This window comes from Pseudomonas sp. BN417 (assembly GCF_029871205.1).
In the GTDB taxonomy this organism is placed as follows: domain Bacteria; phylum Pseudomonadota; class Gammaproteobacteria; order Pseudomonadales; family Pseudomonadaceae; genus Metapseudomonas.
In genome coordinates this window covers 1-25,198 of record NZ_SSOJ01000027.1, presented here as the reverse complement: position 1 = coordinate 25,198, position 25,198 = coordinate 1, and the positions used below count along the sequence as shown (strand labels likewise).

Annotated in this window: 25 protein-coding genes; 15 read left to right on the top strand and 10 right to left on the bottom strand. The window is 67.1% G+C overall.

Translation table 11 applies throughout. The features are described from left to right. Positions 1-195: DUF2931 family protein (locus tag E8F11_RS02035; RefSeq protein ID WP_280287142.1), on the top strand; the 195-nt coding region annotated here is incomplete at its 5' end. A gap of 148 nt (positions 196-343) precedes the next feature. On the opposite strand, the gene E8F11_RS02030 is transcribed toward E8F11_RS02035, so the two are convergent. After that, positions 344-1,618 (bottom strand): OprD family porin, encoded by a 1,275-nt coding sequence (locus E8F11_RS02030; protein ID WP_280287141.1) that lies wholly within the window; start codon positions 1,616-1,618, stop codon positions 344-346. 163 nt (positions 1,619-1,781) lie between these two features. Here E8F11_RS02030 and gcvA point away from each other — a divergent pair, with 163 nt between their 5' ends. Then, entirely contained in the window at positions 1,782-2,687 is a 906-nt protein-coding gene (gcvA, locus tag E8F11_RS02025; protein WP_280287140.1) for a transcriptional regulator GcvA, read from the top strand. A gap of 153 nt (positions 2,688-2,840) precedes the next feature. Further along, positions 2,841-3,731, top strand: a complete 891-nt coding sequence (locus E8F11_RS02020) for an NAD(P)-dependent oxidoreductase (protein WP_280287139.1) — start codon at positions 2,841-2,843, stop codon at positions 3,729-3,731. Between the two features lie 157 nt (positions 3,732-3,888). Here the strand turns inward: E8F11_RS02020 and E8F11_RS02015 are convergent, their stop codons facing one another. From E8F11_RS02015 to E8F11_RS01980, 8 genes are all read right to left on the bottom strand, one after another. Beyond that, on the bottom strand, positions 3,889-5,085 hold the full coding sequence (locus E8F11_RS02015; RefSeq protein WP_280287138.1) for a CoA transferase: 1,197 nt from the start codon (positions 5,083-5,085) through the stop codon (positions 3,889-3,891). Further along, on the bottom strand, positions 5,075-5,470 hold the full coding sequence (locus E8F11_RS02010; protein ID WP_280287137.1) for a PaaI family thioesterase: 396 nt from the start codon (positions 5,468-5,470) through the stop codon (positions 5,075-5,077). Before E8F11_RS02010 ends, E8F11_RS02015 begins: the two co-directional genes overlap by 11 nt. 17 nt (positions 5,471-5,487) lie before the next feature. Continuing rightward, complete coding sequence (locus tag E8F11_RS02005) at positions 5,488-6,294, bottom strand: enoyl-CoA hydratase-related protein (protein ID WP_280287136.1); 807 nt, start codon at positions 6,292-6,294, stop codon at positions 5,488-5,490. Positions 6,295-6,304: 10 nt separating this feature from the next. Continuing rightward, positions 6,305-7,069, bottom strand: coding sequence for an SDR family NAD(P)-dependent oxidoreductase (locus tag E8F11_RS02000; protein ID WP_280287135.1), 765 nt, complete (start codon positions 7,067-7,069; stop codon positions 6,305-6,307). Position 7,070: 1 nt separating this feature from the next. Continuing rightward, positions 7,071-8,219: a thiolase family protein gene (locus E8F11_RS01995; RefSeq protein ID WP_280287134.1), complete on the bottom strand. Its 1,149-nt coding sequence runs from the start codon at positions 8,217-8,219 to the stop codon at positions 7,071-7,073. Beyond that, a complete protein-coding gene (locus E8F11_RS01990) occupies positions 8,216-8,572 on the bottom strand; it encodes an OB-fold domain-containing protein (RefSeq protein WP_280287133.1) in 357 nt (118 codons plus the stop codon). The genes E8F11_RS01995 and E8F11_RS01990 overlap by 4 nt, the downstream gene beginning before the upstream one ends. 506 nt (positions 8,573-9,078) lie before the next feature. Further along, positions 9,079-11,247: a molybdopterin cofactor-binding domain-containing protein gene (locus E8F11_RS01985; RefSeq protein WP_280287132.1), complete on the bottom strand. Its 2,169-nt coding sequence runs from the start codon at positions 11,245-11,247 to the stop codon at positions 9,079-9,081. Next, complete coding sequence (locus E8F11_RS01980) at positions 11,244-11,723, bottom strand: 2Fe-2S iron-sulfur cluster-binding protein (protein ID WP_280287131.1); 480 nt, start codon at positions 11,721-11,723, stop codon at positions 11,244-11,246. Before E8F11_RS01980 ends, E8F11_RS01985 begins: the two co-directional genes overlap by 4 nt. A 405-nt stretch (positions 11,724-12,128) precedes the next feature. Between E8F11_RS01980 and E8F11_RS01975 the strand changes: the two genes are divergently transcribed. The 5 genes from E8F11_RS01975 to E8F11_RS01955 all read left to right on the top strand — a co-directional run bounded on the left by E8F11_RS01975 (position 12,129) and on the right by E8F11_RS01955 (position 17,817). Next, complete coding sequence (locus E8F11_RS01975; protein ID WP_280287130.1) at positions 12,129-14,072, top strand: alkaline phosphatase D family protein; 1,944 nt, start codon at positions 12,129-12,131, stop codon at positions 14,070-14,072. Between the two features lie 31 nt (positions 14,073-14,103). After that, the gene (locus E8F11_RS01970; RefSeq protein WP_280287129.1) at positions 14,104-14,523 is read left to right on the top strand and encodes a group II truncated hemoglobin; all 420 of its coding nucleotides are present in this window, start codon (positions 14,104-14,106) and stop codon (positions 14,521-14,523) included. Positions 14,524-14,738: 215 nt separating this feature from the next. Continuing rightward, positions 14,739-15,167 carry a MarR family transcriptional regulator gene (locus E8F11_RS01965; protein WP_280287128.1) on the top strand — a complete coding sequence of 143 codons (429 nt, stop codon included), beginning with the start codon at positions 14,739-14,741 and terminating at the stop codon, positions 15,165-15,167. 22 nt (positions 15,168-15,189) lie between these two features. Further along, complete coding sequence (locus E8F11_RS01960; protein WP_280287127.1) at positions 15,190-16,263, top strand: HlyD family secretion protein; 1,074 nt, start codon at positions 15,190-15,192, stop codon at positions 16,261-16,263. 12 nt (positions 16,264-16,275) lie between these two features. Continuing rightward, complete coding sequence (locus E8F11_RS01955; RefSeq protein ID WP_280287126.1) at positions 16,276-17,817, top strand: DHA2 family efflux MFS transporter permease subunit; 1,542 nt, start codon at positions 16,276-16,278, stop codon at positions 17,815-17,817. Positions 17,818-17,935: 118 nt separating this feature from the next. On the opposite strand, the gene E8F11_RS01950 is transcribed toward E8F11_RS01955, so the two are convergent. Continuing rightward, on the bottom strand, positions 17,936-18,907 hold the full coding sequence (locus E8F11_RS01950; protein WP_280287125.1) for an AraC family transcriptional regulator: 972 nt from the start codon (positions 18,905-18,907) through the stop codon (positions 17,936-17,938). 215 nt (positions 18,908-19,122) lie between these two features. Here E8F11_RS01950 and E8F11_RS01945 point away from each other — a divergent pair, with 215 nt between their 5' ends. From E8F11_RS01945 to E8F11_RS01915, 7 genes are all read left to right on the top strand, one after another. Then, positions 19,123-19,395: a DUF4242 domain-containing protein gene (locus E8F11_RS01945; RefSeq protein ID WP_280287124.1), complete on the top strand. Its 273-nt coding sequence runs from the start codon at positions 19,123-19,125 to the stop codon at positions 19,393-19,395. Positions 19,396-19,404: 9 nt separating this feature from the next. Then, on the top strand, positions 19,405-20,226 hold the full coding sequence (locus E8F11_RS01940; protein WP_280287123.1) for a class I SAM-dependent methyltransferase: 822 nt from the start codon (positions 19,405-19,407) through the stop codon (positions 20,224-20,226). 199 nt (positions 20,227-20,425) lie between these two features. Beyond that, positions 20,426-20,896, top strand: coding sequence for an Lrp/AsnC family transcriptional regulator (locus tag E8F11_RS01935; RefSeq protein WP_280287122.1), 471 nt, complete (start codon positions 20,426-20,428; stop codon positions 20,894-20,896). Positions 20,897-21,325: 429 nt separating this feature from the next. Then, positions 21,326-22,741 carry an APC family permease gene (locus E8F11_RS01930; RefSeq protein WP_280287121.1) on the top strand — a complete coding sequence of 472 codons (1,416 nt, stop codon included), beginning with the start codon at positions 21,326-21,328 and terminating at the stop codon, positions 22,739-22,741. A gap of 29 nt (positions 22,742-22,770) precedes the next feature. Beyond that, positions 22,771-23,610 (top strand): polysaccharide deacetylase, encoded by an 840-nt coding sequence (locus E8F11_RS01925; protein WP_280287120.1) that lies wholly within the window; start codon positions 22,771-22,773, stop codon positions 23,608-23,610. After that, the gene (locus E8F11_RS01920) at positions 23,607-24,686 is read left to right on the top strand and encodes a C45 family autoproteolytic acyltransferase/hydolase (RefSeq protein WP_280287119.1); all 1,080 of its coding nucleotides are present in this window, start codon (positions 23,607-23,609) and stop codon (positions 24,684-24,686) included. Before E8F11_RS01925 ends, E8F11_RS01920 begins: the two co-directional genes overlap by 4 nt. 36 nt (positions 24,687-24,722) lie before the next feature. Then, a complete protein-coding gene (locus E8F11_RS01915; protein ID WP_280287118.1) occupies positions 24,723-25,139 on the top strand; it encodes a VOC family protein in 417 nt (138 codons plus the stop codon). The last annotated feature ends 59 nt before the right edge of the window (positions 25,140-25,198 follow it).

Genomic DNA, 25,198 nt, shown 5'->3' with positions numbered 1-25,198 from the left:
CTGGCCCCGGGCGGCACCATCCAGGTCTGGGTCCACAACCGCTGCTACAAATCGGTCAAGGTGGCCCGCGCCCAGGCTGAGATAGAACCTCTGGGGCCATCCCAAGGACAGACGGCCGGCGAGTATGCCTACGACCCCAGCGAAAAGGCCAAGCGATATATCGAACGCTTCGGCATTCCCTATGGGAGCTGGTGAGACTGGGAACCGCCCCCCTTGTAGGAACGAATTCATTCGCGAAAAGACCGGCTACCGAGCAGGCCGATGCGGCCCTCTCCCAAAGGGAGAGGGGGCTCTCCATGCATGGTGGGCGAACCGTGCGTTCCTGTCGGGGCATGCGCATCCGCTACCAGAGCGCGATGGTGTAGCTGAGGATCAGTCGGTTCTCGTCGATATCCGGGCCGAAGTTGCTGCGCACCGTCGCGTTGCGCCACTTGAGGCCAAGGTTTTTCAGCGGCCCGCCCTGGATCACATAGGCGATATCGGTATCCCGCTCCCACTCCTTGCCCTCCTCCGCGCGGCCGGCGACCTCCACGCCGTCGCCGGACAGGTAGCGGGTCATGAAGGTCAGGCCGGGCATGCCCAGGGCGACGAAATCGAAGTCATAGCGCGCCTGCCAGGAGCGCTCGTCCTCGTTGCCGAAGTCGTTCACCTGCACCAGGTTCACCAGGTAACCGTCGGCGCCGTTGACGTAGGCGAAGCCGGTATCCCCGGACATGCGTTGGTAGCCGAGACCGAAGGACTGCGGGCCGCGCTTGTAGGTGAACATCGCACCCAATGCGCGGTTGTCGACGTTGCTGCCGCCGTCGTCGACGCTGCGCGCCCAGCGCAGGTCGGACTTGAGCGAGCCGTCCGCGCCGAAATCCAGGGCGTGGCCCAAGGTGAAATAGTGCTGACGATAGATCCCGTCCAAGGCCCCGTAGTGGTAGGCGGTGCTCAGCGCGGGCGTCCATTTGTAGCTGGCGCCGGCGAAGTCCAGGGCATCGCTGGTCTTGCTGCGGCCGAGGACGATGTTCCGCGCCCCGCCGTTGAACACCTGCATCTCCTCGTTATCCGAGGAGTTGCGCAGGTTGATCCGGTCGAAACGGCCGAGGTCCAGGGTCAGGTCACGTACCTCCGCGCTGCTCAGCCAGGCGCCGCGAAAGGTCTGTGGCAGCAGGCGGCTGTCGTTGGCCAGGGCGATGGGCAGCTTGGGCTGCAGGGTGCCCACCTTCAGCAGGCTGTTGGACGCGCGCAGCTTGGCGGTCAGGCCGAGTTCGCCGTACTCGTCCTGGGCACGGTTGGGCTTCTCCCTGTCGGCTTGCAGCAGCCCGGTGCCGCTGCGCTCGGGGCTGGAGTCCAGCTTCACCCCGAGCAGGCCGAGCGCGTCGACGCCGACACCGATCGGTCCCTCGGTAAATCCCGACTCGTAACGCAGCAGGAAACCCTGGGCCCACTCCTCGGCCTTGCTCTGCGCGGCGCCGTCCTGGCGGAAATCGCGGTTGAAGTAGAAGTTGCGCAGCTCCAGGCTGGCCTTCGAGTCGGTGAGGAAGTCAGCGGTGGCGGTGGCACTGGCGGCCAGTCCGAAGAGCGCAAGGAGGGCATGGGGTCCGAACGAATCGGCCCGTTTCGGGGTGGTCATGGAGCGGCACTCTCTTGTTGTTGTGATAGGTTCGGTGCCGATGCTAGGAAGGCCCCGGAGGCCGCGACAAACGAGAAAATCAGAGCGCTCGCTTGAGATTTACTCAATCAGATCTAGAGTAAGATTCCGCGCCTTTTCACGACTCCAAGAAGAAGATCCGAGCATGGACAGACTGCCGCCGCTCAATGCCGTACGCGCTTTCGAAGCCGTCGCCCGGCACCTCAGCATCACCATCGCCGCCGATGAACTGAACGTCACTCCCGGGGCTGTTTCACGGCAGATCCGCGCCCTGGAGGACTACATGGAGCAGCCGCTGTTCCTCCGCGGCCACCGGCAGATCACCCTCACCCCCGCCGGGGAGCAGTACTTCAAGGCGGTGGCGCGGATAATCGAGGACCTGCGCGGCGCCACGCGCAAGCTCAAGCGCCCCGCCAAGCGCAGGCAGATCAAGGTGCGCGCCTACACCACCTTCGCCATGCAGTGGCTGATCCCACGGCTGGCCAGCTTCCACCAGGAGAACCCCAAGATCGAGGTGCTGCTCACCGCCTCCCTCGACCCCGTGGACTTCCACAAGGAAGACCTGGACGCTGCCATCCGCCTCGGTTCCGGCGACTGGCCCAACTGCAACTGCTACGTGCTCAGCGACAACGTACTGGCCCCGGTGTGCAGCCCCGCCCTGCCCGACCTCGGCCCCGGCCTGCACGAACCGGCGGACCTGGCCGACTACACCATGCTCCACTCCATTGCGCGCCCGGACGACTGGAACCACTGGCTACAAGCCGTCGGCGTCGGCAGCGCCGTGGATGCCCGCGCCGGCATGACCTACCAGAGTTCCTCCATGGCCTACGCGGCCGCCGCCGGTGGCCAGGGCCTTGCCATCGCCCAGCTGTTCCTGGTGGAAAAGGAATTGCGCGAAGGCACGCTAGTGCGGCCCTTCCCGCAAACCGTGGACATGGGCGCCTACACCTATTACCTGCTCACCCCCAAGCACCGGACGGAAAGCGAAGACATGAGCACTTTCCGCACCTGGCTGCTGGAGCAGGCGCGTAAGACTCGCCAGGGCGCTTGAGTTTTCCTCAAGGCGCCACCGCCAAAAAGTGCTTTGTCCGCGTCATTCGCCGCTTTCTACGATAGGCCGTCCGGTGCACGGCCAACGTTCGCCGGACCATCACCTGCCTGCCCCTTCCAGGTGATGCCCATCCGTTGAACTGGAGCGACAAGAATGAACGAAAGCATCGGTTTCATCGGCCTCGGCGCCATGGGCCAGAGAATGGCGCGACACCTGCTGGACCATGGCTTCGGCCTGGAGCTGCACGACCCCAATCCGCAAGCGCTGGCGCCCCTGCTGGCCCGCGGAGCCCGTAGCCACGGCTCGCCACGGCAAGTGGCCGACGCGGCGGAAATCGTGCAGGTCTGCGTGCCCACGCCGGAGATCGTCGAACAGGTGGTGCTGGGCGAGAACGGCGTGATCCACGGCGAGAGCGTGCGCGTGCTGGTGGACCACTCCACCACCGGCCCGAGCATGGCCCGCCGCCTTGAACAGGCCCTCAAGGAGCGCGGCATCGCCGCCCTGGATGCGCCCCTGGCGGGCGGTGTCGCCGGTGCCGAGGCGGGCACCCTGTCGGTGATGGTGGGCGGTCCCGCCGACGCCTATGCGCGCTGCCAACCGGCATTCGCCGTCTTCGGCCGCAAGGTGGTGCACCTGGGCGACGCCGCCGGCCTCGGCCAGACCCTCAAGCTGGTGAACAACATGATCGTCGGCGCCACCCTGGTGGCCACCAGCGAGGCGCTGCTGTTCGGCGCCAAGGCGGGTCTCGATCCCCGGCAGATGCTCGACATCCTCAATGTCGGCACGGCGCGCAGCTACACCAGCGAGAACATGCTGGCCGGCACCGTGCTCAAGCGCGAATTCGATTTCGGCTTCCGCCTCGACCTGATGCGCAAGGACATCCGCCTGTTCCTCGCCGAAGCCGAAGCCAACGGCGCCCCCGCCTTGACCTGCGCCGTGGTGAAACAGTTCTTCGACCTCGCCATCAACAGCGGCGAGCCGACCCGCGACATGACCCGGGTCGTGGAAGTCCTGGAAGGCCTGGCGGGGGTGAAGATCGCGTGACGGTGGAATGAAGAATCCCGGCCAGTTGGCCGAGGTTCTTCTCGGGCCTGTGGGGGCGATTTCAATCGCTATGCGGACCGCAGGTTCGCCCTGGGGCCTCGAAGGGGAAAGCTTCGCTGCCCTTGGCGAATGAATTCGCCCCCACAAGAGCGCCAATCTACGCGGCAACCACCGCCCCGCTGTCCAGCATCTCGGCCACCTCCAGCTCGCTGAAGCCCATTTCCGCCAACAGCTCGCGGGAGTGTTCGCCCTTGTCCGGGGCCGGCTTGTAGGGCTGGCGGGCCGCTTCGGCGCTGTTCACCGGGAAGCCGGGGACGCGCAGCGTGCCATGGCGCGGGTGCTCGATGCTGGCGAGCATGCCGTTCTCCGCCAGTTGCGGGTGGTTCAGCAGGTCGCCGTAGTCGGCGACCTTGGCGCAGAGGATATCGGCCGCGCGCAGCTGTTCCAGCCAATATGCGGTGGACTGGGTGCGGAACACGCCGGTGAGCGCTTCCTGCATCTCGGCGCGATGCAGCACGCGTTGGGCGGAACTGGCGAAACGCGGATCGCCGGCCCACTCGGGATAGCCGAGCAGCGTGCACAGACGCTCCCAGCGGTTGCCGTTGTAGGCCGCCACCATCATCCAACCGTCCTCGGTCTGGAAGGCTTCGTTCGGTGCCGAATACGGCGCCGCGCTGCCGATGGGCGTCGGCAGTTCGCCGTCGCGCAGGTAGCTGCTGATGGACGACTGCTGCAGGGCCAGGGCGGAGTTCATCAGGCTCACGTCCAGATGACCGCCCTGCCCGTCCCGGTGCCGCGCCTGCAGCTTGGCGAGAATCGCCATGCAGGCCATGTAGCCGGTCACCACGTCCACCACCGGCGCCTGCACCTTGCAGGGTGGCGCACCGGGAATGCCGATCAGGCTCATCAACCCCGAATCGGCCTGGAGAATGCCGTCCACCCCGGCGCGGTCCGCGTAGGGGCCCTGGTGGCCATAGGCGGAAATGGAGCAATAGACCAGGGCGGGATTCAGCGCGGCAACGGCTTCAAAGCCGAGCCCGAGGCGCGCCATCACGCCGGGTCGCATGCTTTCGATCAGCACGTCGGCCTCCGCCACCAGACGCTTGGCCACCGCCAGGGCGCGGGGGTTCTTCAGGTCCAGGCAGAGACCTTCCTTGCCCCGGTTGAAACCGTGGTACAGGGCACTGTCGTCACCGATCCAGGCCGGCCCGAGGGTGCGGCCGAGATCGCCTTCCGGCGCCTCGACCTTGATCACCCGCGCGCCCATGTCGGCCAGCAGCATGGTGCAGGTGGGGCCAGCGGCGATCTGGGTGAAATCCACTACCGTCAGGCCCTGCAAGGCATTACGCAACATGGCGGCCACCTCCCTGCTTGAAGGTGCCCTGGGCGGTCGCCAGCAACTCGCCGTCGTCGCTCAGCAGGGACGCCTCGGCGAAGTACAGGCTGCGCCCGCTGCGGCTGACCCGACCGCGAGCGATCACGCGGCCGGAACGCGCCGCCTTCAGGTAGGCGATGTTCAGCATCACGGTGACACCGTGCACCTCCTCCTCGCCCTCGGCGGCATGCAGGCCCGCGTAGCCGCAGGCCGCATCCAGCAGGGTGGCGATCAGGCCGCCGTGGAGCATGCCCTGGCGGTTGAGGTGGCGCGCCTCGATGGGCATGTGGAACTCGGCCTCGCCGACGGCCCAGCGGACCAGTTCGACGCCGAGGCTTTGCAGGAACGGATTGCTCAGTTGCATGACGGCTCTCCCCGACGCTAGCGGCCCTTGTAGTGTGGCGGACGCTTCTCGGCGAAGGCCGTGCGTCCCTCCAGGCGATCCTCGGTATCCCGCAGCACGCCCCAGTACAGCTCGGCGAGGCGCTGGGCATCGGCATCGGACAGATGCGCCGTCTGCCGGGCCAGGGATTGCAGCGCCTGGATCGCCAGCGGCGCGGCCAGGGCGATCCGCTCCGCCAGTTCCAGGGCACGCTCCAGCAGCGCCGCCGGGGTCTGCGCCACCTCCGAGACCAGGCCGATGGCCTGGGCCTGGGCGGCATCGATGCGCTGGCCGGTCAAGGCCATCTGCATGGCGTGGGCCGGCGGCACCGCCTTCAGCAGGCGATGCAGGCCGGACACCGCCGGAATGGAACCAACCACCGCTTCCGGCAGGCCGAAGCTGGCATTGGCCGAGGCGATACGCAGGTCGCACTGCAGCGCCAGTTCCAGGCCACCGCCCAGGCAATGGCCATTCACCGCGGCGATCAGCGGCTTGCGCAGGTCGAGGTCGGAAAGGTCCATCAGGCGGATGTAGAGTCCCGCGTCGGCGGCCGGCTCCTTGTCGAGGAACAGCGCCTCGGCATAGGAGGCCGTTGAGGCGCGCGTGCTCTTCAGGTCGGCGCCGACGCAGAAAGCGCGCTCGCCGGCGCCGCTGATGATCGCCGTACGGATCTCGCGGCGATCGCGGACTTCCTCCAGGTGCCCACGCAGGGCACGCAGGGCGTCGAGGTCCAGGGCGTTGAGGGCCTCCGGTCGATCGAGGGTGATCAGGGCGATCGCGCCCTGGACCTGCATGGTCACGGACATGGCGGCCTCCTTACACGCTGGCCGAGGACAGGCTGCGCCCGCCGCAGACATACAGCGTCTGGCCGGTGACGTAGGAACTGGCCGGCGCAAGGAAGAACTCCACCGCGTTGGCGATATCGTCCGGGGTACCGATGCGTTTCACCGGCACCGTGTCCTTCAGGCGCGCCTGAACCTCGGGCTCGAAAGCCTGGAACAGCGGCGTATCGACGATACCGGGGGCGATGGTGTTGACCGTGATGCCCTTGGACGCGAACTCGATGGCGAGGCTGCGGGTCAGGCTCACCACCCCGCCCTTGGCGGCGGAGTAGTTGGCCTGGCCGAAGCCACCCAGCCAGGCGCGCGACGACAGGTTGACGATGCGCCCGAAGCCGGCCTCGAGCATCAGCGGCAGCGCCGCCTTGCAGCAGAGGAACTGCGCCCGCAGGTTGGTATCGACCACCAGGTCCCAGTCGTCCTCGGTCATCTTCAGGAAGCGCTTGTCGCGCACCACACCGGCGTTGTTCACCAGGAAGTCCAGGCGCCCGGAGCGTTCGCGGACCTGGCCGAAGGCGTTCTCGACATCGGTGCCGAGGGTCAGGTCCAGGGCGATGCCGTGGGCGTCGAGGCCCTCGTCCTGCAGCAGCTTGACGGCATCCAGCAGCGCCGGCGCGTCGCGGTCCAGCAGGTAGACGGTCACGCCCTGGCGCGCCAGGCGGGTGGCGATGCCCAGGCCGATGCCACGGGCGGCGCCGGTGACGGCCGCCACCTGGCCTTGTTGGAAAGCTTGTGCGCTCATCTCACACCCCCAGCACGTGAACGGAAGACGCCGCGTGATCGACGCCGGCAATGCCGCCGCCGGTGCACTGGGCAACGCCGATGCTGAGCTGGTTGTCGGCCTGGCGCTCACCGGCACGGCCCTGCAGTTGCCACATCAGCTCGACCATCTGCGCCACACCGGTGGCGCCCAGCGGATGCCCCTTGGCGAGCAGGCCGCCGCTGGGGTTCACCGGCACGCGGCCGCCCAGGCGGGTGGCGCCGGACTGCAGCAGCGCCACGGCTTCGCCGTGTGGAGCCAGGCCCAGGGCTTCGTAATAGATCAGCTCGGCGATGGTGAAGGCGTCGTGCAGCTCGACCACGCCCACGTCCCGGGGATCGACGCCGGACTGCTCATAGGCCAGTCGCGCCGCGCGGGCGGTGATCTCGGCGTCGAGGATGTCGTCACGGGCGCCTTCGCGCAGGCCGGAAACGACTATGGAACCCAGCACGCGCACATCCTTGGCATGGGGGCCGGGCTGGTTGCCCAGCACCAGGGCGGCGGCGCCATCCACCTGGGACGGGCAGCACTGCAGCAGGGTCAGCGGGTCGGCGATCATGCGCGAGGCGAGCACTTCGTCGAGGGTCACCTCGGTACGCTGCTGGGCGTATTCGTTGAGGGTGCCGTGGTAGCGGTTCTTCACCGCGATGCCGGCCAGGTCGGCCGCGCTGGCACCGCGCTCGTGGATGAAGCGCGTGGCGCGCATGGCGTAGATCGCCGGCAGGACCATGCCGGCCTTGGCGAAGAGGTCGGTCTTCTCGTCATTGCGTTGCATCGGGATGGTGCCACCGCCCAGCTGGGTCAGTTGCTCGATGCCGAACACCAGCACCCGCTCGTACTGCCCGGCCAGCAGTGCGTGGCGCGCCAGGTGCACGGCGGTGGCGCCACTGGCGCAAGCGTTCTCGACGTTGTAGACGGGAATGCCGGCAAGGCCCAGGTCGCGCACTATCACCTGCCCCAGGATCATGCCGCCGAGGACGTTGGCGCAGTAGATCGCCTGGATGTCCGCAAGCGCCAGGCCGGCGTCGGCCACGGCCTTGAGGATGGCCTGCTGGGCCAGTTCCGGCGCCATCACGCCCTGGTGGCGGCCGAAGCGGGTCATGGCCCCGCCCATTACATGCATCTGGCTCATTGGTTGACCTCCAGGGGTTCGAACAGGCAGCCGTATTCCTCGTCCGGCTGGACGCGATATGCAGCGCCAATCTGCGGGCGACCGCTGCCGGCGATGCGCCCGAACAGGCGTACCGGGCCGGGCAAGTCCAGATAGCCCAGGGCGAAAGGCGCGAGGCCGCTCTTCGGGCTCGGATGGATGACGCTGAAGCTGTAGAGGTTGCCCTCATCGGCCAGCGACTCGATGCGGTACTGGTCAGCCAGCGGGGAATGCCCTGGCAGCGCCGGGAACACCAGTTCACCGGTGGCCAGGTGACGGGAGCCAAGCAGGCGCGGGGGGCTATCGCTCCCCCAGAGGGATGGCAGCGGGTTCATGTCGACCTCCTGATGTTTTAAGCCGCGCGAACGGCTCTGGACTGGAGCTATGGTCGACATCGAGCGGAACCCCGACAAACGATATAAAGACCGCTATCGATTGAGTTTTTCGCAACCCAGAAGGCGTGCGTGCTCTTGTAGGATGGGTGGAGCTTGCGATACCCATCAGCTCTGTCCGCATGGGTATCGCTCCGCTCCACCCATCCTACGGAGGGACACGAGGCAGCTGGCAGTCGGTAGCCCGGATGAAATCCGGGAAAATTCCTTCACCGCTCCCGGATTTCATCCGGGCTACGGACCTACAAGGGTGGATCACGCTTCACCGATCCACCATCGGTGCCGGGCCTGGCCTCGCTGGTGGATGTGAAAAGCGACATCCACCCTCCGGGGCTATGGCGTTGAAGGGCTACGAGAGGGGTTTGTAGGAGCGAAATCATTCGCGATTCGGACAACGGGCCGCTGCGCGGCCCTTCGCGAATGAATTCGCTCCTACGGCGAGGTGCCCATCAGGCCTGTTTCAGCTCGGCCGGATCGATCGGCAGGGAACGCAGTCGCTTGCCGGTGGCGGCATAGATGGCGTTCACCACTGCCGGTGCGACCACCACCGTGGAGACTTCGCCCAGGCCACCGGGGGATTCACCGCTGTTGATGATGTGAGTCTCCATCGGCGGTACCTCGTTGATGCGCAGCAGGCGGTAGCTGTCGAAGTTGCCCTGCTCCACCCGGCCATCCTTGTAGGTGATGTTGCCGAACAGCGCCGCCGTCAGGCCGAAGACGGTGCCGCCCTGCATCTGCGCCACCACCGAGTCCGGGTTGATGGGGATGCCGCAGTCCACCACCGAGGTGATCTTGTGCACCTTGACCAGGCCGCTGGCGTCCACGCTGACTTCCGCCACCTGCGCCGCATAGGTGCTGAAGCAGTAGGTCATGGCCAGGCCGCGGCCATGCCCTGCCGGCAGCGGCGAATCCCAGCCCGACTTCTCGCGCAGGGTCTCCAGCACCTTCAGCGCGCGCGGATGCTTCTCCAGCAGCGGATAGCGGTAGCTGAAGGGATCGACCTTGTTCATCGCCGCCAGCTCGTCCATGAAGCCCTCCACCATGAAGGCGTTCTGGGTGTGGCCCACGCCGCGCCAGAAGGCGGGGGTGATGCCCGTGGGCGGCTCGTGGCGCACGTAGTGCACCGCCAGGTTGGGGAAGCCATAGGGGCCGCAGGCGTCGCGCACGGCGTCGCCGTCGACACCATTGGTGAAACGCGCCGGCGCCCAGCGCGCGATGATCGAGCCGCCGGTGACCTTGTGGGTCCAGGCGATGGGCCTGCCCTGTTCGTCCAGGCCGGCGGCCAGGTGGTTGTAATGGAAAGGCCGCAGGGTGCTGTGGCGGGTGTCTTCCTCGCGGGAATAGATCACCTTCACCGGGTAATCCACCTGCTTGGCCACCTCCACCGCATGGCCGACGAAGTCCGTTTCCAGGCGCCGGCCGAAACCGCCGCCGAGCAACTGGTTGTGCACCTGCACCGATTCTTCCGGCAGGCCGGTGAGCTGCGCCGCGAGGGTCTTGGCCCGCGCCGGCACCTGGATGCCGAGCCAGAGGTCGCAGCCATCCTTGCGCACATGGGCCGTGCAGTTGACCGGCTCCATGCAGGCATGGGCGAGGAAGGGTACCTGGTAGATCACCTCCACCTTCTTCGCCGCCTTGCCCATGGCTTCCTGCACATTGCCTTCAGCGCGAGCCTGCACGCCCTCGGCCTTGGAGGCCTCTGCGATGTTCTTCAGCAGCTCGGCGCTGGACACCTTGGCGTTCGCGCCCTCGTTCCACTTGATCGAGAGTGCTGCCAGGCCCTTGCGCGCGGCGCCGGTGTGGTCGGCGATGACCGCCACCGCATCCTTCGTGCGCACCACCTTGTGCACGCCCTTCACCGCCATGGCAGGCGCGTCATCCACCTCGGCCAGGGTGCCGCCGATCACCGGGCAGATGGTCAGCGCGGCGACCTTCACGCCCTCAGGGCGGGCGTCGATGCCAAACATCGCCTTGCCCCGCACCTTGTCCGGCGAGTCGGTGCGCTTGGCTGGGGTACCGATCAGCCTGAACTGCGACGGGTCCTTGAGCGGTACCTCACCCGGCAGCGGCAGCTGCGCGGCGGCATCCACCAGCTCGCCGTAGCCCAACTTGCGACCACTCTCCGCATGCACCACGGCGCCGTTCTCGGCCTTGCAGCTCTCCACCGGCACCGACCACTGTTGCGCCGCCGCCGTCACCAGCAGGACGCGCGCCGTGGCACCGGCCTGGCGCAGGGGTTTCCAGTTCGCCGGCACCGAAGTGGAACCGCCGGTGACCTGGAAGCCCAGCATGGGGTTGGCGTAGCGCTTGTCGTCGGCCGGCGCGTGCTCGATCACCACCTGGTCGAGGCTCACTTCCAGTTCTTCGGCGATCAGCGCCGGCATGGAGGTGTAGGTGCCCTGCCCCATTTCCACCGGTTGGATGACGAAGAACACCTTGCCGCTGCGGTCGATGCGGATGTAGGCGTTGGGATTGAACTCGTCCTCCGCCGCCTGCGCCTCGCCCATCAGGGCCGGGAGGGTAAAACTGATCAGCAGACCGCCGCCCACGGCGGCGCTGGCCTTGAGGAAGCCCCGACGGCTGAGGCCGGGCAAGACCGGGGAAGTGAGGTCGTTCATGCCGCATCCTCCGCCTTCGATTTGCTCTGGGCGGCCACCTTGATGGCCTCGCGTATGCGCAGATAGGTGCCGCAGCGGCAGATATTGCCGGACATGGCGCCGTCTATGTCGGCGTCGCTGGGGTTGGGGTTGGCCGCCAGCAGCGCGCTGGCGGACATGATCTGCCCGGACTGGCAGTAACCGCACTGCACCACTTCCTTGGCCAGCCAGGCGTCCTGCACGCGCTTGCCTGCGTCGGTTTCGCCAACGGCTTCGATGGTGGTGATCTCGGCACCGATCATGCTGCTCACCGGCATTACGCAGGAGCGTACCGCCGCGCCGTTCATGTGCACGGTGCAGGCGCCGCACAGCGCCATGCCGCAGCCGAACTTGGTGCCGGTCATGCCCAGCACGTCACGCAATACCCAGAGCAGCGGCGTGTCAGGATCGACGTCGACGCTGTGTTCAGTTCCATTGATTTTCAAGGTGAGGGCCATATCGCCTCCCAGTGGTTTTCATCAGGACGGCCGCCCGTCGTCGCGGGCGGTCCACGGTTGGCCAGGGCGATACGGCGGCCCTGGAAAGGAATCGGAATGGGGGTTGAATCAGGGAGCGCCGGAATGGGCTTCGGGAATCGTGCCTGGAGTGTCGCGGGCCAGTGGGCCATCGAGCAGGACCTGGAGCATGGTTGCCTCCGTGGGCAGGCCGTTCCATCAGGGCTGGGCGACTGACGCATCCACGGCGCCAGCGTGGGGCAGCCCGAAGGATGCTAGAAGCCCCTCGCGCACCCTGCCAACCGATTTAAACGCACTATTGGGCTGAGTTTTTTTCAAGCCGTTTCGGAGCCATCCGCGCCACTCGCGTTATCCTGTTGCGCTCGTTCGCACAGGCCCGTTGTACCGATGTCCGCAACCTCCCCCCAGGAAAACCTACCTCCCGTCCTCGCCGGCCCCTTGTTGCGCCGCATCGAATCCCGCCGCCTGGTGCTCTGGCTGGTGGCGTCGCGCCAGCTGTCGCCGGTGCTGCGGCTGTCGCCGGACGGTGGCGTGGAGTACAGCCTGGAGGGTGACGCCTGCCGGGTGATCGCCGTGGGGCGGCATGCCTTCGTGCACCTGATCGACCTGCGCCTGGAGACCTCGCTGCCCCTGGACCAGCAGATCGACTACGACCTGCTGATCGACGGCCAGGGCATCGGCGACTGGGCGCCGCACCTGCTCTACGGCGAGGCGCGCCAGCCGAGTTTCGTGCTGCGTTCGCGCATCGACCAGCTGCTCCATGGTTCCTGCCGCAAGCCGCACTTCCCGGCGCCCGATGGTCTGCTCTGTGCTGACCGCCTGCTGGCCGCCGTCCCGGCGCCCGAGCAACGCCCTGCGCTGCTGCTGATGAGCGGCGACCAGGTCTACGCCGACGACGTGGCCGGCCCCATGCTGCGCGCCATCCACCAGTTGATCGCGCGTCTCGGCCTGTTCGACGAGCGCCTGGAGGGCGCCGTCGTGGACGATAGCGCGGCGCTCTACGGTCATCCCGCCACCTATTACCACCGGGCCGACCTGCTGCCGGCGCTGGAGAGCAATGAAACCTTGCGCGAGCGCTTCTTCGGCGGTGCGCGCAAACCCATCTTCACCAGCAGCAACGCGGAGAACCACCTGGTGACCTTCGCCGAGGTGCTGGCCATGTACCTGCTGGTCTGGTCGCCGGTGCCCTGGCCCCTGGTCGACCCGCAGATGCCCGCCCTGGAGGCGGACAAGATCGAACGCTACCGGCTGGAGGAGTCCCGCCTGGCCGGTTTCCGCGACGGGCTGCCTGGCGTGGCGCGGGTGCTCGCCCACCTGCCGACGCTGATGATCTTCGACGACCATGACATCACCGACGACTGGAACCTCTCCGCCCAGTGGGAACTGACCGCCTACGGCCATCCCTTTTCCAAGCGCATCATCGGCAACGCGCTACTGGCCTACATGCTCTGCCAGGGCTGGGGCAATGACCCGGCCGCCTTTGCCGAGCTGCTGGACCAGACCAAAGCCCTGAGCGCCACGGCCGCCACCGACAACCATTTGGACAGCGCCGCCCTGGACCGGTTGATCGACCGCCTGATCGGCTTCAACCGCTGGCAGTACGTACTACCCACCACGCCGGCGCTGGTGGTACTGGACACCCGCACCCGCCGCTGGCGCAGCGAAATCGACCTGGGCCGTCCCTCCGGCCTGCTGGACTGGGAGGCCCTGAGCGAACTGCAGCAGGAACTGCTGGACCATCCGTCGGCCATCATCGTTTCGCCGGCGCCCGTCTTCGGGGTCAAGCTTATCGAGACGGTGCAGCGGGTGTTCAGCTGGTTCGGCTACCCGTTGCTGGTGGACGCGGAGAACTGGATGGCCCACCAGGGCGCCGCCCAGGTGATCCTCAACATCTTCCGCCACTCACGCACACCAGGCACCTACGTGATCCTCTCCGGCGACGTGCACTACTCCTTCGTCTACGAAGTGACCATCCGCCACCGCCAGCAGGGCCCGAAGCTCTGGCAGATCACCAGCAGCGGCATCAAGAATGAGTTCCCCCGCCGTCTGCTGGACGTGTTCGACCGCCTCAACCGCTGGCTCTATTCACCGCGTTCGCCGCTGAACTGGTTCACCAAGCGCCGCCCTATGAAGGTGGTGCCGCGCACGCCGGCGCACAGCAAGGCCGGCGAGCGCCTGTGGAACTCCGCCGGCCTCGGCCAGGTATTCTTCGACGACCAGGGTCGGCCGGCGCGCATCTTCCAGTTGAATGCCGACGGCTCGGTGCCCACCGAATTCATCGAGGACCGCGACGATCTGGCGGCTGAACATCCGGTGGCACGGCGGGTATGATGCCGTCCCCGAAATTCGACGAGGTCCATCCGTGAGCAGCACGCCCCCCTTCGGCACCGGCGACGCCTCCTACCAGGCCGCCGGCGGCATCGACGGCCTGCGCCGCCTGGTCGACGACTTCTACCGGCTGATGGACGAATTGCCCGAAGCCGCCGACCTGCGCCGCATGCACCCGCAAAGCCTGGAGCAATCCCGCGACAAGCTGGCCTGCTTCCTCAGCGGCTGGCTGGGCGGGCCGAAGCTGTTCAGCGAGAAGTACGGCCCCATCTCCATCCCCGCCTTCCATGCCCAATGGCCGATCGACGAGGCGGGCAGCGCCGCCTGGCTTGGCTGCATGGAGCGCGCCATTGCCCTGCAGCCCTTCTCGCCGGAGTTCGCCGAGTACCTGCTGGCGCAGCTGCGGGTGCCCGCGCACCGGGTGGTGCAGGCGAGCCGCGCGCGGCACGGCTGAACCTGGCAAATCCCCTGAGGCGGGCTCGTCCCCTTGTGGGGGCGAATTCATTCGCTGAGCAGCCCGAAGGGCTGCCATGCTGTTCTGATCGGGGTCGCTGCGCGCCCCTTAGCGATTGAAATCGCCCCCACAAAAGCATGAGCCCCATTCGAGCTTTGACGGCGCGCTCGTCGCGGTCATATAGTAAGCAACGCTTATTATATGGATTCCTTCTCATGTCCCCTCGTGAAGAGAGCCTCGGCTTCCTCCTCGCCGATGTTTCGCGGCTGATGCGCCGCTCCTTCGAGCGGCGCCTGACCGGCAGCCCGCTGACCCTCAGCCAGGCCCGCGCCCTGGTGCACATCGCGCGCAACGAGGGCTGCCGTCAGGTGGAGCTGGCCGACCAGCTGGAGGTCAAGCCGATCACCCTCGCCCGCCTGATCGACCAGCTGGAGCAGGCCGGACTGGTGGAGCGCCGGCCCGACCCGGAGGATCGCCGCGCCTACCGCCTCTACCTGCGGGAGCAGGCCGGCCAGGAACTGAGGAACATCCACGAAGTCGCCGCCGCCACCCATGCCGAGGCGCTATTCGACCTTTCCGAGGCGGAGGCCGCGGCCCTGGCCGCTGCCCTGCGCAAGATGCGCCAGAACCTCTCGTCCCGTTGATTCCCCAAGGAACCGCAACGCCATGAACACCCATACGGTCATAGCTCCGGAGCAGGATGCAGCGGTCGCCACCAACCCCCGCCTCAAGCGCCTGCTGTTGATGGGGGGCGTCCCTCTGCTGGTGGCGGCGGCGACCTTGTTCGCCTACCTCCATGGCGGCCGCTATGTCGAGACCGACAACGCCTACGCCAAAGCTGACAAGGTGCCGGTCAGCACCGATGTCTCGGGCACCATCACCGAGGTGCTGGCCAGGGAGAACGACCAGGTGGTGGCCGGCCAGGTGCTGTTCCGCATCGATCCGGCCAGTTTCCGCATCGCCGTCGCCAAGGCCGAGGCACGCCTGGCCCAGGTGCGCACCGACCTCGCCGCGCTCAAGGCCAGCTACCAGGAGAAAACCGCCGAACTGGCCCTGGCCCGCACCCGTCACGACTTCGCCGAAAAGGACCTGCAGCGGCAGGCAAACCTGGCGCAGAAGGGATATCTCTCCCCTGCCCGCCTTGATGAATCCCGCCAGGCCGCGCAGGTGGCCACCCAGGAGATCGACGCCCGCGAGCATGACCTCAAGCGCATCGCCGAGAACCTCGGCGGCAGCCTCGGCCTGCCCATCGAGCAGCACCCCAGCTACCTCTCCGCCCTGGCCGAACTGGATCAGGCGAAACTGGACCTGCAACGGGTGGAGGTGCGTGCCTCCTTGCCCGGCAGCGTCAGCAAGGTGCCACAACCGGGCCAGTACATCAGCGCCGGCAATACCGCCTTGACCCTGGTGGCCGACGGCAATCTCTGGGTGGAGGCCAACTTCCCGGAGAAGGACCTGACCTATGTGCAACCCGGCCAGAGCGTGGACGTGCGTTTCGACATCTACCCGGACCGCACCTGGCCGGGCGAGGTGGAAAGCCTGAGCCCGGCCACCGGCTCCGAGTTCTCGGTGCTGCCGGCACAGAACGCCACCGGCAATTGGGTGAAGGTGGCCCAGCGGGTGCCGGTGCGCATCCATCTGCAACCCGGGCCCGATCTGCCGCGCCTGCGCGCCGGCCTCAGCGCGGTGGTCGAAATCGACACAGGCCACCAGCGCAGCCTCGCCAGCCTTTGGCCCTGACGGACGTCCGCGATGAACGCGACCATCGCCCGTGACGCGGGCTCGCACCGCTGGCTGATCACCGTATCGGTGATGCTGGCGACCATCATGCAGGCGCTGGACACCACCATCGCCAACGTCGCCCTGCCGCACATGCAGGGCAGCATGGGCACCACCCAGGACCAGATCAGCTGGGTGCTGACCTCCTACATTGTGGCGTCGGCCATCTGCCTGCCGCTGACCGGTTTCCTCGCCGCGCGCTTCGGCCGCAAGCGGCTGTTCATCTGGTCCATCGTCGGTTTCACCCTGGCCTCCATGCTTTGCGGCGCGGCCCAGAGCCTGGAACAGATAGTCGCCTTCCGCCTGCTCCAGGGTGTGTTCGGCGCCAGCCTGGTCCCGCTGTCCCAGGCCGTGCTGCTGGACACCTACCCCCGTGAGCAGCACGGCTCGGCCATGGCGGTCTGGGGCATGGGCGTGATGGTCGGCCCGATCCTCGGCCCCAGCCTCGGCGGCTGGCTCACCGAGTACTACGACTGGCGCTGGGTGTTCTACATCAACCTGCCGTTCGGCCTGCTGGCCTGGTTCGGCCTGGCGGCCTTCCTCAAGGAAACCCCGACCGAGCGCGAGCGCCGCTTCGACCTGCTGGGCTTCGCCCTGCTCGCCCTGGCCATAGGCGCCTTCCAGCTGATGCTCGATCGCGGCGAATCCCAGGACTGGTTCGGCAGCCGCGAAATCCTGCTCGAGGCGGTAATCGCCGGCCTCTGCCTCTACCTCTTCGTCGTCCATGTCCTGACCCATGACCAGCCCTTCATCGAGCCGGTCATGTTCAGGGACCGCAATCTCAGCATCGGCCTGCTGTTCATTTTCATGATCGGCATCATGCTGTTCGCCACCATGACCCTGCTGCCGCCCTTCATGCAGAACCTGATGGGCTACCCGGTGCTGGACGTGGGTAACCTGCTCGCCCCGCGCGGCCTGGGCACCATGCTGGCGATGATGCTGGTGGGACGGCTGATCACCCGGGTCGACCCGCGCTGGATGATCGGATTGGGCCTGCTGCTCACCGCCCTGTCCCTGTGGGAGATGACCCTCTTCACCGCGGATGTGAGCGCCTATGACATCGTCCACACCGGGGTGGTCCAGGGCTTCGGCCTGGGGCTGATCTTCGTGCCACTGTCCACGCTGACCTTCTCCACCCTGGCGCCGCGCTACCGCAACGACGGCACCGCGCTGTACAGCCTGATGCGCAACGTCGGCAGCGGCATCGGCATCTCCCTGGTGATCAGCTACCTGGCCCAGCGCACCCAGATCAACCACGCGGTCTTCACCGACTTCATCACTCCCTTCAGCCAGGCCCTGACCCAGGCCACGGAAAGTGGCGCCTACGACCTCTCCAGCGCCGCCGGGCTGCTGGCCCTGGACGCCGAGGTGACCCGTCAGGCCGCGATCCTGGCCTACCTTCAGGATTTCCGCCTGATGATGTTCGTCACCCTCGCCTCCCTGCCTCTGCTGCTGCTTCTGCGCAAACCGCCCACCGCATCCGCAACGCCGGATACCCATGCGGTGCTGGATTGACCTCGGAGCCGGTCCGTAGGGTGCGCCATGCGCACCAGGTCCAGTGGCCGTGCCTGGCGCCGAGCTAGCCGGCAACAATCGCTGGTGCGCACGGCGCACCCTACCCATCGAGCATGGGCTAACTCGCTGGTTGGCGCTGCGCCCGGCTGCGCCGCCAGGCCGCCGGCGGCGCGCCGAATTCGCGGCGGAAGGCTCGGCTGAAGGCGGTATCGGTCTGGTAGCCGACATCTTCGGCGATACGTGCCAGGGGCGCGTTGCTGCGGGACAGCAGATTGGCCGCCAACAGCATCCGCCACTGGGTCAGGTATTGCATCGGTGAACTGCCTACCAGTTGCTGGAAGCGCTCGGCCAGCACCGAGCGCGAGGTGCCGGAGGTGCGCGCCAGCTCTTCCAGGGTCCAGGCCTGGGCCGGGCTGCGGTGCAAGGCGCTCAGGGCCGCGCCGACGATGCGGTCGCCAAGGCCGGCCAGCCAGCCGGTGCGGCCTTCGGCCTGCTCGTTCATGTACAGCCGCAGCACCTCGATGAAGAGCACTTCCGCCAACTTGGCCAATACGCCCTCGCCACCCGGCCTCGGCGACTTGGCCTCGGCCAGGGCATAGCGCACCGAAGCCTCCAGCCAGGCGCCGGCGCTGGAACCGCGCACATTGACCCGCACCAGCGGCGGCAGACCGGCCAGCAGCAGCTCCGCCAGCCGCGTATCGCAGGCCAGGTATCCACACACCAGTCGCGTGATCGGGCCACCGCCACCGTAGGACAGCTGCCGTGGCCGGCGCGCCAGCACCGTATCCAGACGCGCGCCGGTGGCCGGCGGCAGGCCGGGCTGGGAGGTCATCCGGTGGGCATGGCCCTGGGGAAAGATCACCGCATCGCCGGCCACCAGGCGCACCGGCGCGTCAGGGCCGAGTTCGACGAAACATTCGCCCTCGGTGATCAGGTGGAAGATCACCAGCCGCTCGGCGCCAGGCTCCAGCAACGGCGCCACGCTGTCCGCGCGGGGCGACTGGTAGCACCAGGGCGCACTGAACCTGGCATTGATGAAGATGGCGCCGACCAGGTGGACGACGCGCAGGGTTTCCGACAGAGCGTCCATCCGCCCGCACCTCAGGCCGCATCCTTGCAATTCTGGGCGCCAGCGGCGCGACGCGACTGCCGGCCGGATAAATGGACGCACTCACGGACGATCGGACAAGCCTCGCCGACGTTCGGGCAGGACGCCGGCGCAGCGGTGGCGGATAGTTCGCCTGCACGCCGCTTGCTGCCCAATCCACCCAAGGCGTGTCCGCAAGCCAAGATCAAGAGGTTGCCATGCCCAAGTTCCTCATTGAAAGAGAGATACCGGATGCTGGAAAACTCACGGAACGAGACCTCAAGGCCATATCGCAGAAATCCTGCCGGGTGCTCGCCCAGCTCGGACCAGAGGTGCAGTGGGTCCAGAGCTACGTCACCGACGACAAGCTGTACTGCGTCTACATCGCCGCCAGCGAGGAGCTGGTGAGGGAGCACGCCAGTCGAGGCGGCTTCCCTGCCAACCGCATCTCCCGCATCAGCTCGATCATCGACCCGACTACAGCCGAGTGAGCCCAGAAAATGACCAGCGAAACTGATTTCAGCGCCCTGAAAAGCCGGCAGATGGCCTCCTGGGCCAGCGGCGACTACGCCGTGATCGGCACCACCCTGCAACTGGTCGGCGAACTGCTGGCCGAGGCCTGCGACCTGCGCTACGGCGAAAGCGTGCTGGACGTCGCCGCCGGCAACGGCAACGCGACCCTCGCCGCAGCGCGCCGCGGTGGCCGGGTGACCTCCACCGACTATGTTGCGGCCCTGCTGGAACGCGGCCAGGAACGCGCACGGGCCGAGCGCCTCGATGTGCACTTCCAGGCCGCGGACGCTGAAGCCTTGCCGTTCGACGACGCCAGCTTCGATGTGGTGCTGTCCACCTTCGGCGTGATGTTCACCCCCGACCAGGCCAAGGCTGCCGCCGAACTGGCGCGGGTCTGCCGCCCAGGCGGCCGCATCGGCCTGGCTAACTGGACGCCGGAAGGCTTCATCGGCCAGGTGTTCAAGACCCTCGGCCGCCACCTGCCGCCCCCACCCGGGGTGCAACCGCCGTCGCGCTGGGGCGTCGAGGAGCACCTGCACAGCCTGTTCGGCGACAGCGCCCGGTCGATCTCGGTGACCCGCCGCCAGTTCAACTTCCGCTACCGCTCGGCCGCGCATTTCATCGAGGTCTTCCGCACCTGGTACGGCCCGGTCCACAAGGCCTTCGCTGCTCTCCCCGCCGATGGCGCCGAAGCCCTGGAGCGCGACCTGACCGAACTGCTGGAACGCAGCAATCGGGCCGGGCCGGATTCCCTGGTCGTGCCCAGCGAGTACCTGGAAGTGGTGATCACCCGCAGCTCGCGGTCCTGAGCCGCACCCGCAGCCCTGCAGATCCGGAACGGTAGGATGGGTGGAGCCCCGCGATACCCATCAGCCTTACCCCCATGGGTATCGCTTCGCTCCACCCATCCTACGGATCGCAAACTGCGGGCCGATCCCGAAATTCCGCAAATCTGGTAGCCTCGGCGCATTCCGCCTCAGCGGCAGCAGCCATGGAAGCCCAGGACCAATGCCCACTTCGATTCTCGACCCACTGGACTATGAAATCGTTCGCGAGCTGCAGGAGGACGGGCGCAGGGCCTTCCGCGAAGTCGCACGCAACCTCTCGGTGCCCGAGGCCACTGTCCGCACGCGGGTGAAGCGCCTGCAGGACCAGGGCATCCTGCAGATCCTCGCCTTCACCAACCCCTCCAAGCTGGGCCAGGCCAAGCTGGCGCTATTCTTCGTCGAAGTCGCTCCCCAGGACCACGACCGGGTGGTCGACACCCTGGGCCGCTGGACCGAGGTCAGCTACCTCTCCACCACCATGGGCAACGCGGATATCTGCGTGCAGGTGCTCTGCCGCGACGACGAGACCCTCTGGGGCCTGCAACAGAAGGTACGCAGCCTGCCCGGCGTGCAGGACGTGCGGATGATGCAGGAAGTGAAGGTACACAAGATCCGTTTCACCATTCCGGCGGGGCAGTCGGAAGAGTCCTGAGTTCGCCCAGCATCTCCAGCCGTAGGGTGCGCTGCGCGCACCGATATCCTTGCACGGTGTTCGTGGTGCGCGTAGCGCACCCTACCGGGTAGGCCGCGACTGCTTCACCCCACCGCTCGTCCGCTCATTGCGTATTTTCAACCCCAGACCTTCTGCGCATTGCGCATTTGGAGCCGTGCGATTTTCGCGCATAGCTTCGCCCCTTCCTCCTCCCCTACTCCAGCCAACCCTTCTAGCACAGGCCTTCCGGACCGGGTCCCGCCTTGACGCACCACTTCCACAAAATGAACGCAATGCGTATTTTTATTACACGCGTATTGCGCAATGCGTATTTTCAATCGACATAAACGTATACATGCGCAAATAAACGACTTAGCATCAACTCATCGCGCGACCTTCCAACAAAACGCACAAGATGAGGGCGATGCAATGCACCAGGCCAATCCAGGCTCCGAACCTACGGCGGCACTCGCAAAAACCATTCGCTGGTGGGACGGGGTAGCCATCACCCTCAGCCTGCCCGCGGCCCTGTTCGTCGGCCTCGGCTACTCCATCGGCGCCATCGGTGCCTGGGCCGCCATCGCGCTCTGGGCCGTGATTGCCGCCATCGCCGTGCTGCACAACTGGGTCTACTCGGAAATGGGCGCCATGTTCAGCGAGAAGTCCGGCGGCATCGCGCTCTACGCCAACGAGGCCTGGAGCAGGCGCATCCCCTGCCTCGGCCCACTGGCCACCTACGCCTACTGGTTCGCCTGGGCCACCGCCCCGGCGATCTGGGGCCTGGCGGTGGCGCAGATCCTCACCGAGCAGTTCTTTCCCAACGCCAGCTACAGCCTGGACCTGGGCGTGACGCAGCTGGACCTGCCGCAACTTATCGCCCTGGGCGTGGCCCTGTTTTCCTGGGCGCTGAGCATGGTCAACCTGCGCTTCACCATGGTCATCATCACCGCCGCCGGCGTGCTGCTGATGATTCCGGTGCTGATCTTCAGCGGCAGCTTCGTCGCCAGCGGCTGGACCACCGCAAGCTTCACCTGGCGCATCGGCGGCGATGCCGAAGGCCTGCGCACAGTGCTCGCCTGGCTGTTCGTCATGGCCTGGTCGGCCTATGCCGTGGAAGCGGCCGCCTCCTTCATCCCCGAGTTCCGCGACACCGTGCGCGACACCCGCAAGGCCCTGCGGATTTCCGCACTGATCCTGCTGCTGGTGTTCACCCTGACCCCGCTGGGCCTGGCTGGCCTCTTGGGTGAGCAGGCCCTGGCCGAGCATCCTTATGGCTTCCTGCAGATTGGCGCCCAGGCGCTGCTGGGTGGTGGCGCGGCGCTGATCACGCTGGTGCTGATCGCCGGCATCCTGGTGCTCTCGGTGATGGGCACCGCCGACGCCGGCCGCGCGCTCTACCAGAGCTCCCTGGATGGCCTGACCGTGCGCCAGTTCGGCACCCTCAACCGCTCCGGCGTCCCGGCCCGCGCCGTCACGGTGCAGCTGTTGATCAACATCGCCCTGGTGCTCTTCGTCGGTAACGCCCTGGCGGTGATAGTCGCCGGCAACGTCGGCTATGTCCTCGCCCACCTGCTGGCGGTGGCCGGCTTCGTGGTGCTGCGCAAGGACCGCCCGGACGCCGTACGGCCGATCCGCCTGGGCCGCTCCTGGGTCGGCATCGCCGCAGCCCTGGCGCTGTTCGACGGGCTGATCCTGGTAGTCGGCACCACCAGCGCCTCCATCACCGGGTATGGCGGCCTGAAGGAAGTCGGCATCGCCGTCGCCGTGCTGGCCATCTCCCAGGTGCTCTACCGCCTGCGCCGCTTCCAGGACCGCGCGATTCCCGCGCCCGCCCCCTTTCACTGATTCCAGTAACGCCAGAAGGAACCGCCCTGATGAGCATCGATAACAAGGCCCGGCTGCAGTGGCCGAACAAGAGCCCCGTCGCCATTTCCCTGACCTTCGACGTGGACGCCGAAGCCGGCCTGCTAGGCGAGAGCCCGACCTTCGTCCGCCGCCTGACCAGCCTGTCCGAAGGCCGCTTCGGCGTGGTGCGCGGGGTGCCGCGCATCCTCGAACTGCTGCGCCGGCACAAGCTCCCGGCCACCTTCTTCGTACCCGGCCACACCGCGGAAGAGCATCCGCACCTGGTGGAGCGGCTGCTCGAGGAAGGTCATGAAGTCGGTCACCACGGCCATATGCACCTGCGCAGCGACCGCATTTCCACCGCCGAACAGGTGGAAGAGATGGAACAGGGCCTGGAAGCCCTGGCCAGGGCCGGCGCGCCCAAGCCCGCCGGCTACCGCTCCTCGTCCTGGGAACTGACCCCGGAGACCTTCGAGCTGGTCCTGGCCAAGGGCTTCACCTACGACTCCAGCTGCATGGGCGACGACCGCCCCTACTACGAAACCTGGAACGGCGCTTCCATCCTCGAACTGCCGGTGCACTGGTCCCTGGACGACTGGCCCATGTTCGGTTGGGGCATCGACAACGGCGGCAACTTCACCCACCCGCGCACGCTGGCCGATACCTGGCTGGCCGAGTACGAGTCGGCCCGCCGCGACGGCCGCCATACCAGCTTCACCATGCACCCGGAAGTGATAGGCCGCGCCGCGCGCTTCGAGCAGCTGGAGCGTTTCGTCGAGCGCATGGTGAGCGATGGCGATGTCTGGTTCGCCCGCCTGGACGAAGTGGCCCGCCATGTCGCTCCGCAGTTGCAGAAGGTGGCGGCATGAGCATCCGCTTCCGTTCCTCCGTCACCGAGCCAGCCGAGCGCGGCCTCGAATTCGGCCGCGTCCACGGGGAGAAAATCCAGGCCACGGTGGACAATTACCGCGCCCTGTTCGAGCGGGTCGCGACCCGTCCCTTCGACCTGCTGGCGCTAGGCTCCCAGGCCCTGGCGCGGATCGAGGCCTTCGCCCCGCCGCTCTACCAGGAAATCCTCGCCATGGCCGAAGGCGCCGGCACCGAACCGTCGTACCTCGGCGCGATCAATGCGCGGACCGAGATCCTCGCCCACCTCGGCGCCCAGCTGCGCGGCGAATGCTCCACCGTGGTCCGCCTGGAGCCTTTCAGCGGCAAGCCGGTAGCCGTGCAGACCTGGGACTGGTACGCCGAATTCGCCGGCCAGTGGCTGACCTGGGAGATCCCTCACGCCGACGGCAGCCTGACCACCACCGTTACCGAGTTCGGCATCGTCGGCAAGGCAGGCGTGAACAGCCGTGGCCTGGGCGTGCACTTCAACATCCTGCACCACCAGAAGGACGGCCAGGGCATCGGCGTACCGGTGCACGTGGCCTCGCGCTGGATGCTCGACAGCTGCAAGGACATCAACCAGGCCCTGCAGTTGCTGGGCTCGGCACAGGTGTCGGCCTCCAGCTCGCTGACCCTGATCGCCGCCGTCGACGACTCCAGCGCCGCCGTCTCGGTGGAACTGCACCCCGGCGGCCCCGGCCTGGTGTTCCCCGATGCCGATGGCCTGCTGGTACACACCAACCACTTCCTCTCAGGCCCGGCCCGCGAGTTCGACACCGAGCCCGCCGCCTACCCGGACACCCTGGTGCGCCATGACCTGCTGGTGCGCCGCCTGGCCAACCGCCGTGGCCTGACGCCGCAGAAGGTCCTGGCCGCCATGAACAGCCACCTGGGCGGCATCGGCGCGGTCTGCTGCCACCCGGACCCGAGCCTGCCCGAGGCCGGCCAGTACGCCACCCTGGCCAGCATCGTCATCGACGTTGCCGGCGGCACCCTCACCGCCCTGCCCGGCGGCCCTTGCGGCCACCCGCACTGGCTCGACAACGACTTCAGCTGAACACACGCAATCGGACAACGACAAAGGAGCCATCCCATGCTCAAGCTCAAACGCCTCGACAACATGGACATCCTCACCAACGACGTGCAGCGCCTGGTGGACTTCTATCACGGCACCCTCGGCCTCGGCTTCTTCCTGCCCTATGTGGCTGAAGAGAAGTGGGCCGCCATCGAGATGGGCAACGTCACCCTCTACATCTTCCACACCACCAACACCACGCCCGTGGAGCCGCGCACCGCGGTGAACCTGGAAGACAAGCCGGGCCTGGACTCCTTCGCCTTCGAGGTGGAGAACCTCGACGACGCCATCGCCTACCTCAGCGGCAAGGTCGAGTGGGTGACCGCCGAGCCCATCGAATGGCAGCACCCCAACGGCACGCACTACCGCTACCGCCCGATGTTCGACCCGGACGGCAACATGCTCTACGTCACCGAGCCACACAAGACCGTCTGAACCCCGCCAAGAACCGGAGAAACCCCATGACTGCTGCAACCCAAGGGGCCCTGGCTACC

Bases quoted from the DNA above. Each gene is read 5' to 3' on its own strand.
- E8F11_RS02030 (WP_280287141.1), bottom strand. From the start codon at position 1,618: ATGACCACCCCGAAACGGGCCGATTCGTTCGGACCCCATGCCCTCCTT.
- gcvA (WP_280287140.1), top strand. From the start codon at position 1,782: ATGGACAGACTGCCGCCGCTCAATGCCGTACGCGCTTTCGAAGCCGTC.
- E8F11_RS02020 (WP_280287139.1), top strand. From the start codon at position 2,841: ATGAACGAAAGCATCGGTTTCATCGGCCTCGGCGCCATGGGCCAGAGA.
- E8F11_RS02015 (WP_280287138.1), bottom strand. From the start codon at position 5,085: ATGTTGCGTAATGCCTTGCAGGGCCTGACGGTAGTGGATTTCACCCAG.
- E8F11_RS02010 (WP_280287137.1), bottom strand. From the start codon at position 5,470: ATGCAACTGAGCAATCCGTTCCTGCAAAGCCTCGGCGTCGAACTGGTC.
- E8F11_RS02005 (WP_280287136.1), bottom strand. From the start codon at position 6,294: ATGTCCGTGACCATGCAGGTCCAGGGCGCGATCGCCCTGATCACCCTC.
- E8F11_RS02000 (WP_280287135.1), bottom strand. From the start codon at position 7,069: ATGAGCGCACAAGCTTTCCAACAAGGCCAGGTGGCGGCCGTCACCGGC.
- E8F11_RS01995 (WP_280287134.1), bottom strand. From the start codon at position 8,219: ATGAGCCAGATGCATGTAATGGGCGGGGCCATGACCCGCTTCGGCCGC.
- E8F11_RS01990 (WP_280287133.1), bottom strand. From the start codon at position 8,572: ATGAACCCGCTGCCATCCCTCTGGGGGAGCGATAGCCCCCCGCGCCTG.
- E8F11_RS01985 (WP_280287132.1), bottom strand. From the start codon at position 11,247: ATGAACGACCTCACTTCCCCGGTCTTGCCCGGCCTCAGCCGTCGGGGC.
- E8F11_RS01980 (WP_280287131.1), bottom strand. From the start codon at position 11,723: ATGGCCCTCACCTTGAAAATCAATGGAACTGAACACAGCGTCGACGTC.
- E8F11_RS01975 (WP_280287130.1), top strand. From the start codon at position 12,129: ATGTCCGCAACCTCCCCCCAGGAAAACCTACCTCCCGTCCTCGCCGGC.
- E8F11_RS01965 (WP_280287128.1), top strand. From the start codon at position 14,739: ATGTCCCCTCGTGAAGAGAGCCTCGGCTTCCTCCTCGCCGATGTTTCG.
- E8F11_RS01960 (WP_280287127.1), top strand. From the start codon at position 15,190: ATGAACACCCATACGGTCATAGCTCCGGAGCAGGATGCAGCGGTCGCC.
- E8F11_RS01955 (WP_280287126.1), top strand. From the start codon at position 16,276: ATGAACGCGACCATCGCCCGTGACGCGGGCTCGCACCGCTGGCTGATC.
- E8F11_RS01950 (WP_280287125.1), bottom strand. From the start codon at position 18,907: ATGGACGCTCTGTCGGAAACCCTGCGCGTCGTCCACCTGGTCGGCGCC.
- E8F11_RS01945 (WP_280287124.1), top strand. From the start codon at position 19,123: ATGCCCAAGTTCCTCATTGAAAGAGAGATACCGGATGCTGGAAAACTC.
- E8F11_RS01940 (WP_280287123.1), top strand. From the start codon at position 19,405: ATGACCAGCGAAACTGATTTCAGCGCCCTGAAAAGCCGGCAGATGGCC.
- E8F11_RS01935 (WP_280287122.1), top strand. From the start codon at position 20,426: ATGCCCACTTCGATTCTCGACCCACTGGACTATGAAATCGTTCGCGAG.
- E8F11_RS01930 (WP_280287121.1), top strand. From the start codon at position 21,326: ATGCACCAGGCCAATCCAGGCTCCGAACCTACGGCGGCACTCGCAAAA.
- E8F11_RS01925 (WP_280287120.1), top strand. From the start codon at position 22,771: ATGAGCATCGATAACAAGGCCCGGCTGCAGTGGCCGAACAAGAGCCCC.
- E8F11_RS01920 (WP_280287119.1), top strand. From the start codon at position 23,607: ATGAGCATCCGCTTCCGTTCCTCCGTCACCGAGCCAGCCGAGCGCGGC.
- E8F11_RS01915 (WP_280287118.1), top strand. From the start codon at position 24,723: ATGCTCAAGCTCAAACGCCTCGACAACATGGACATCCTCACCAACGAC.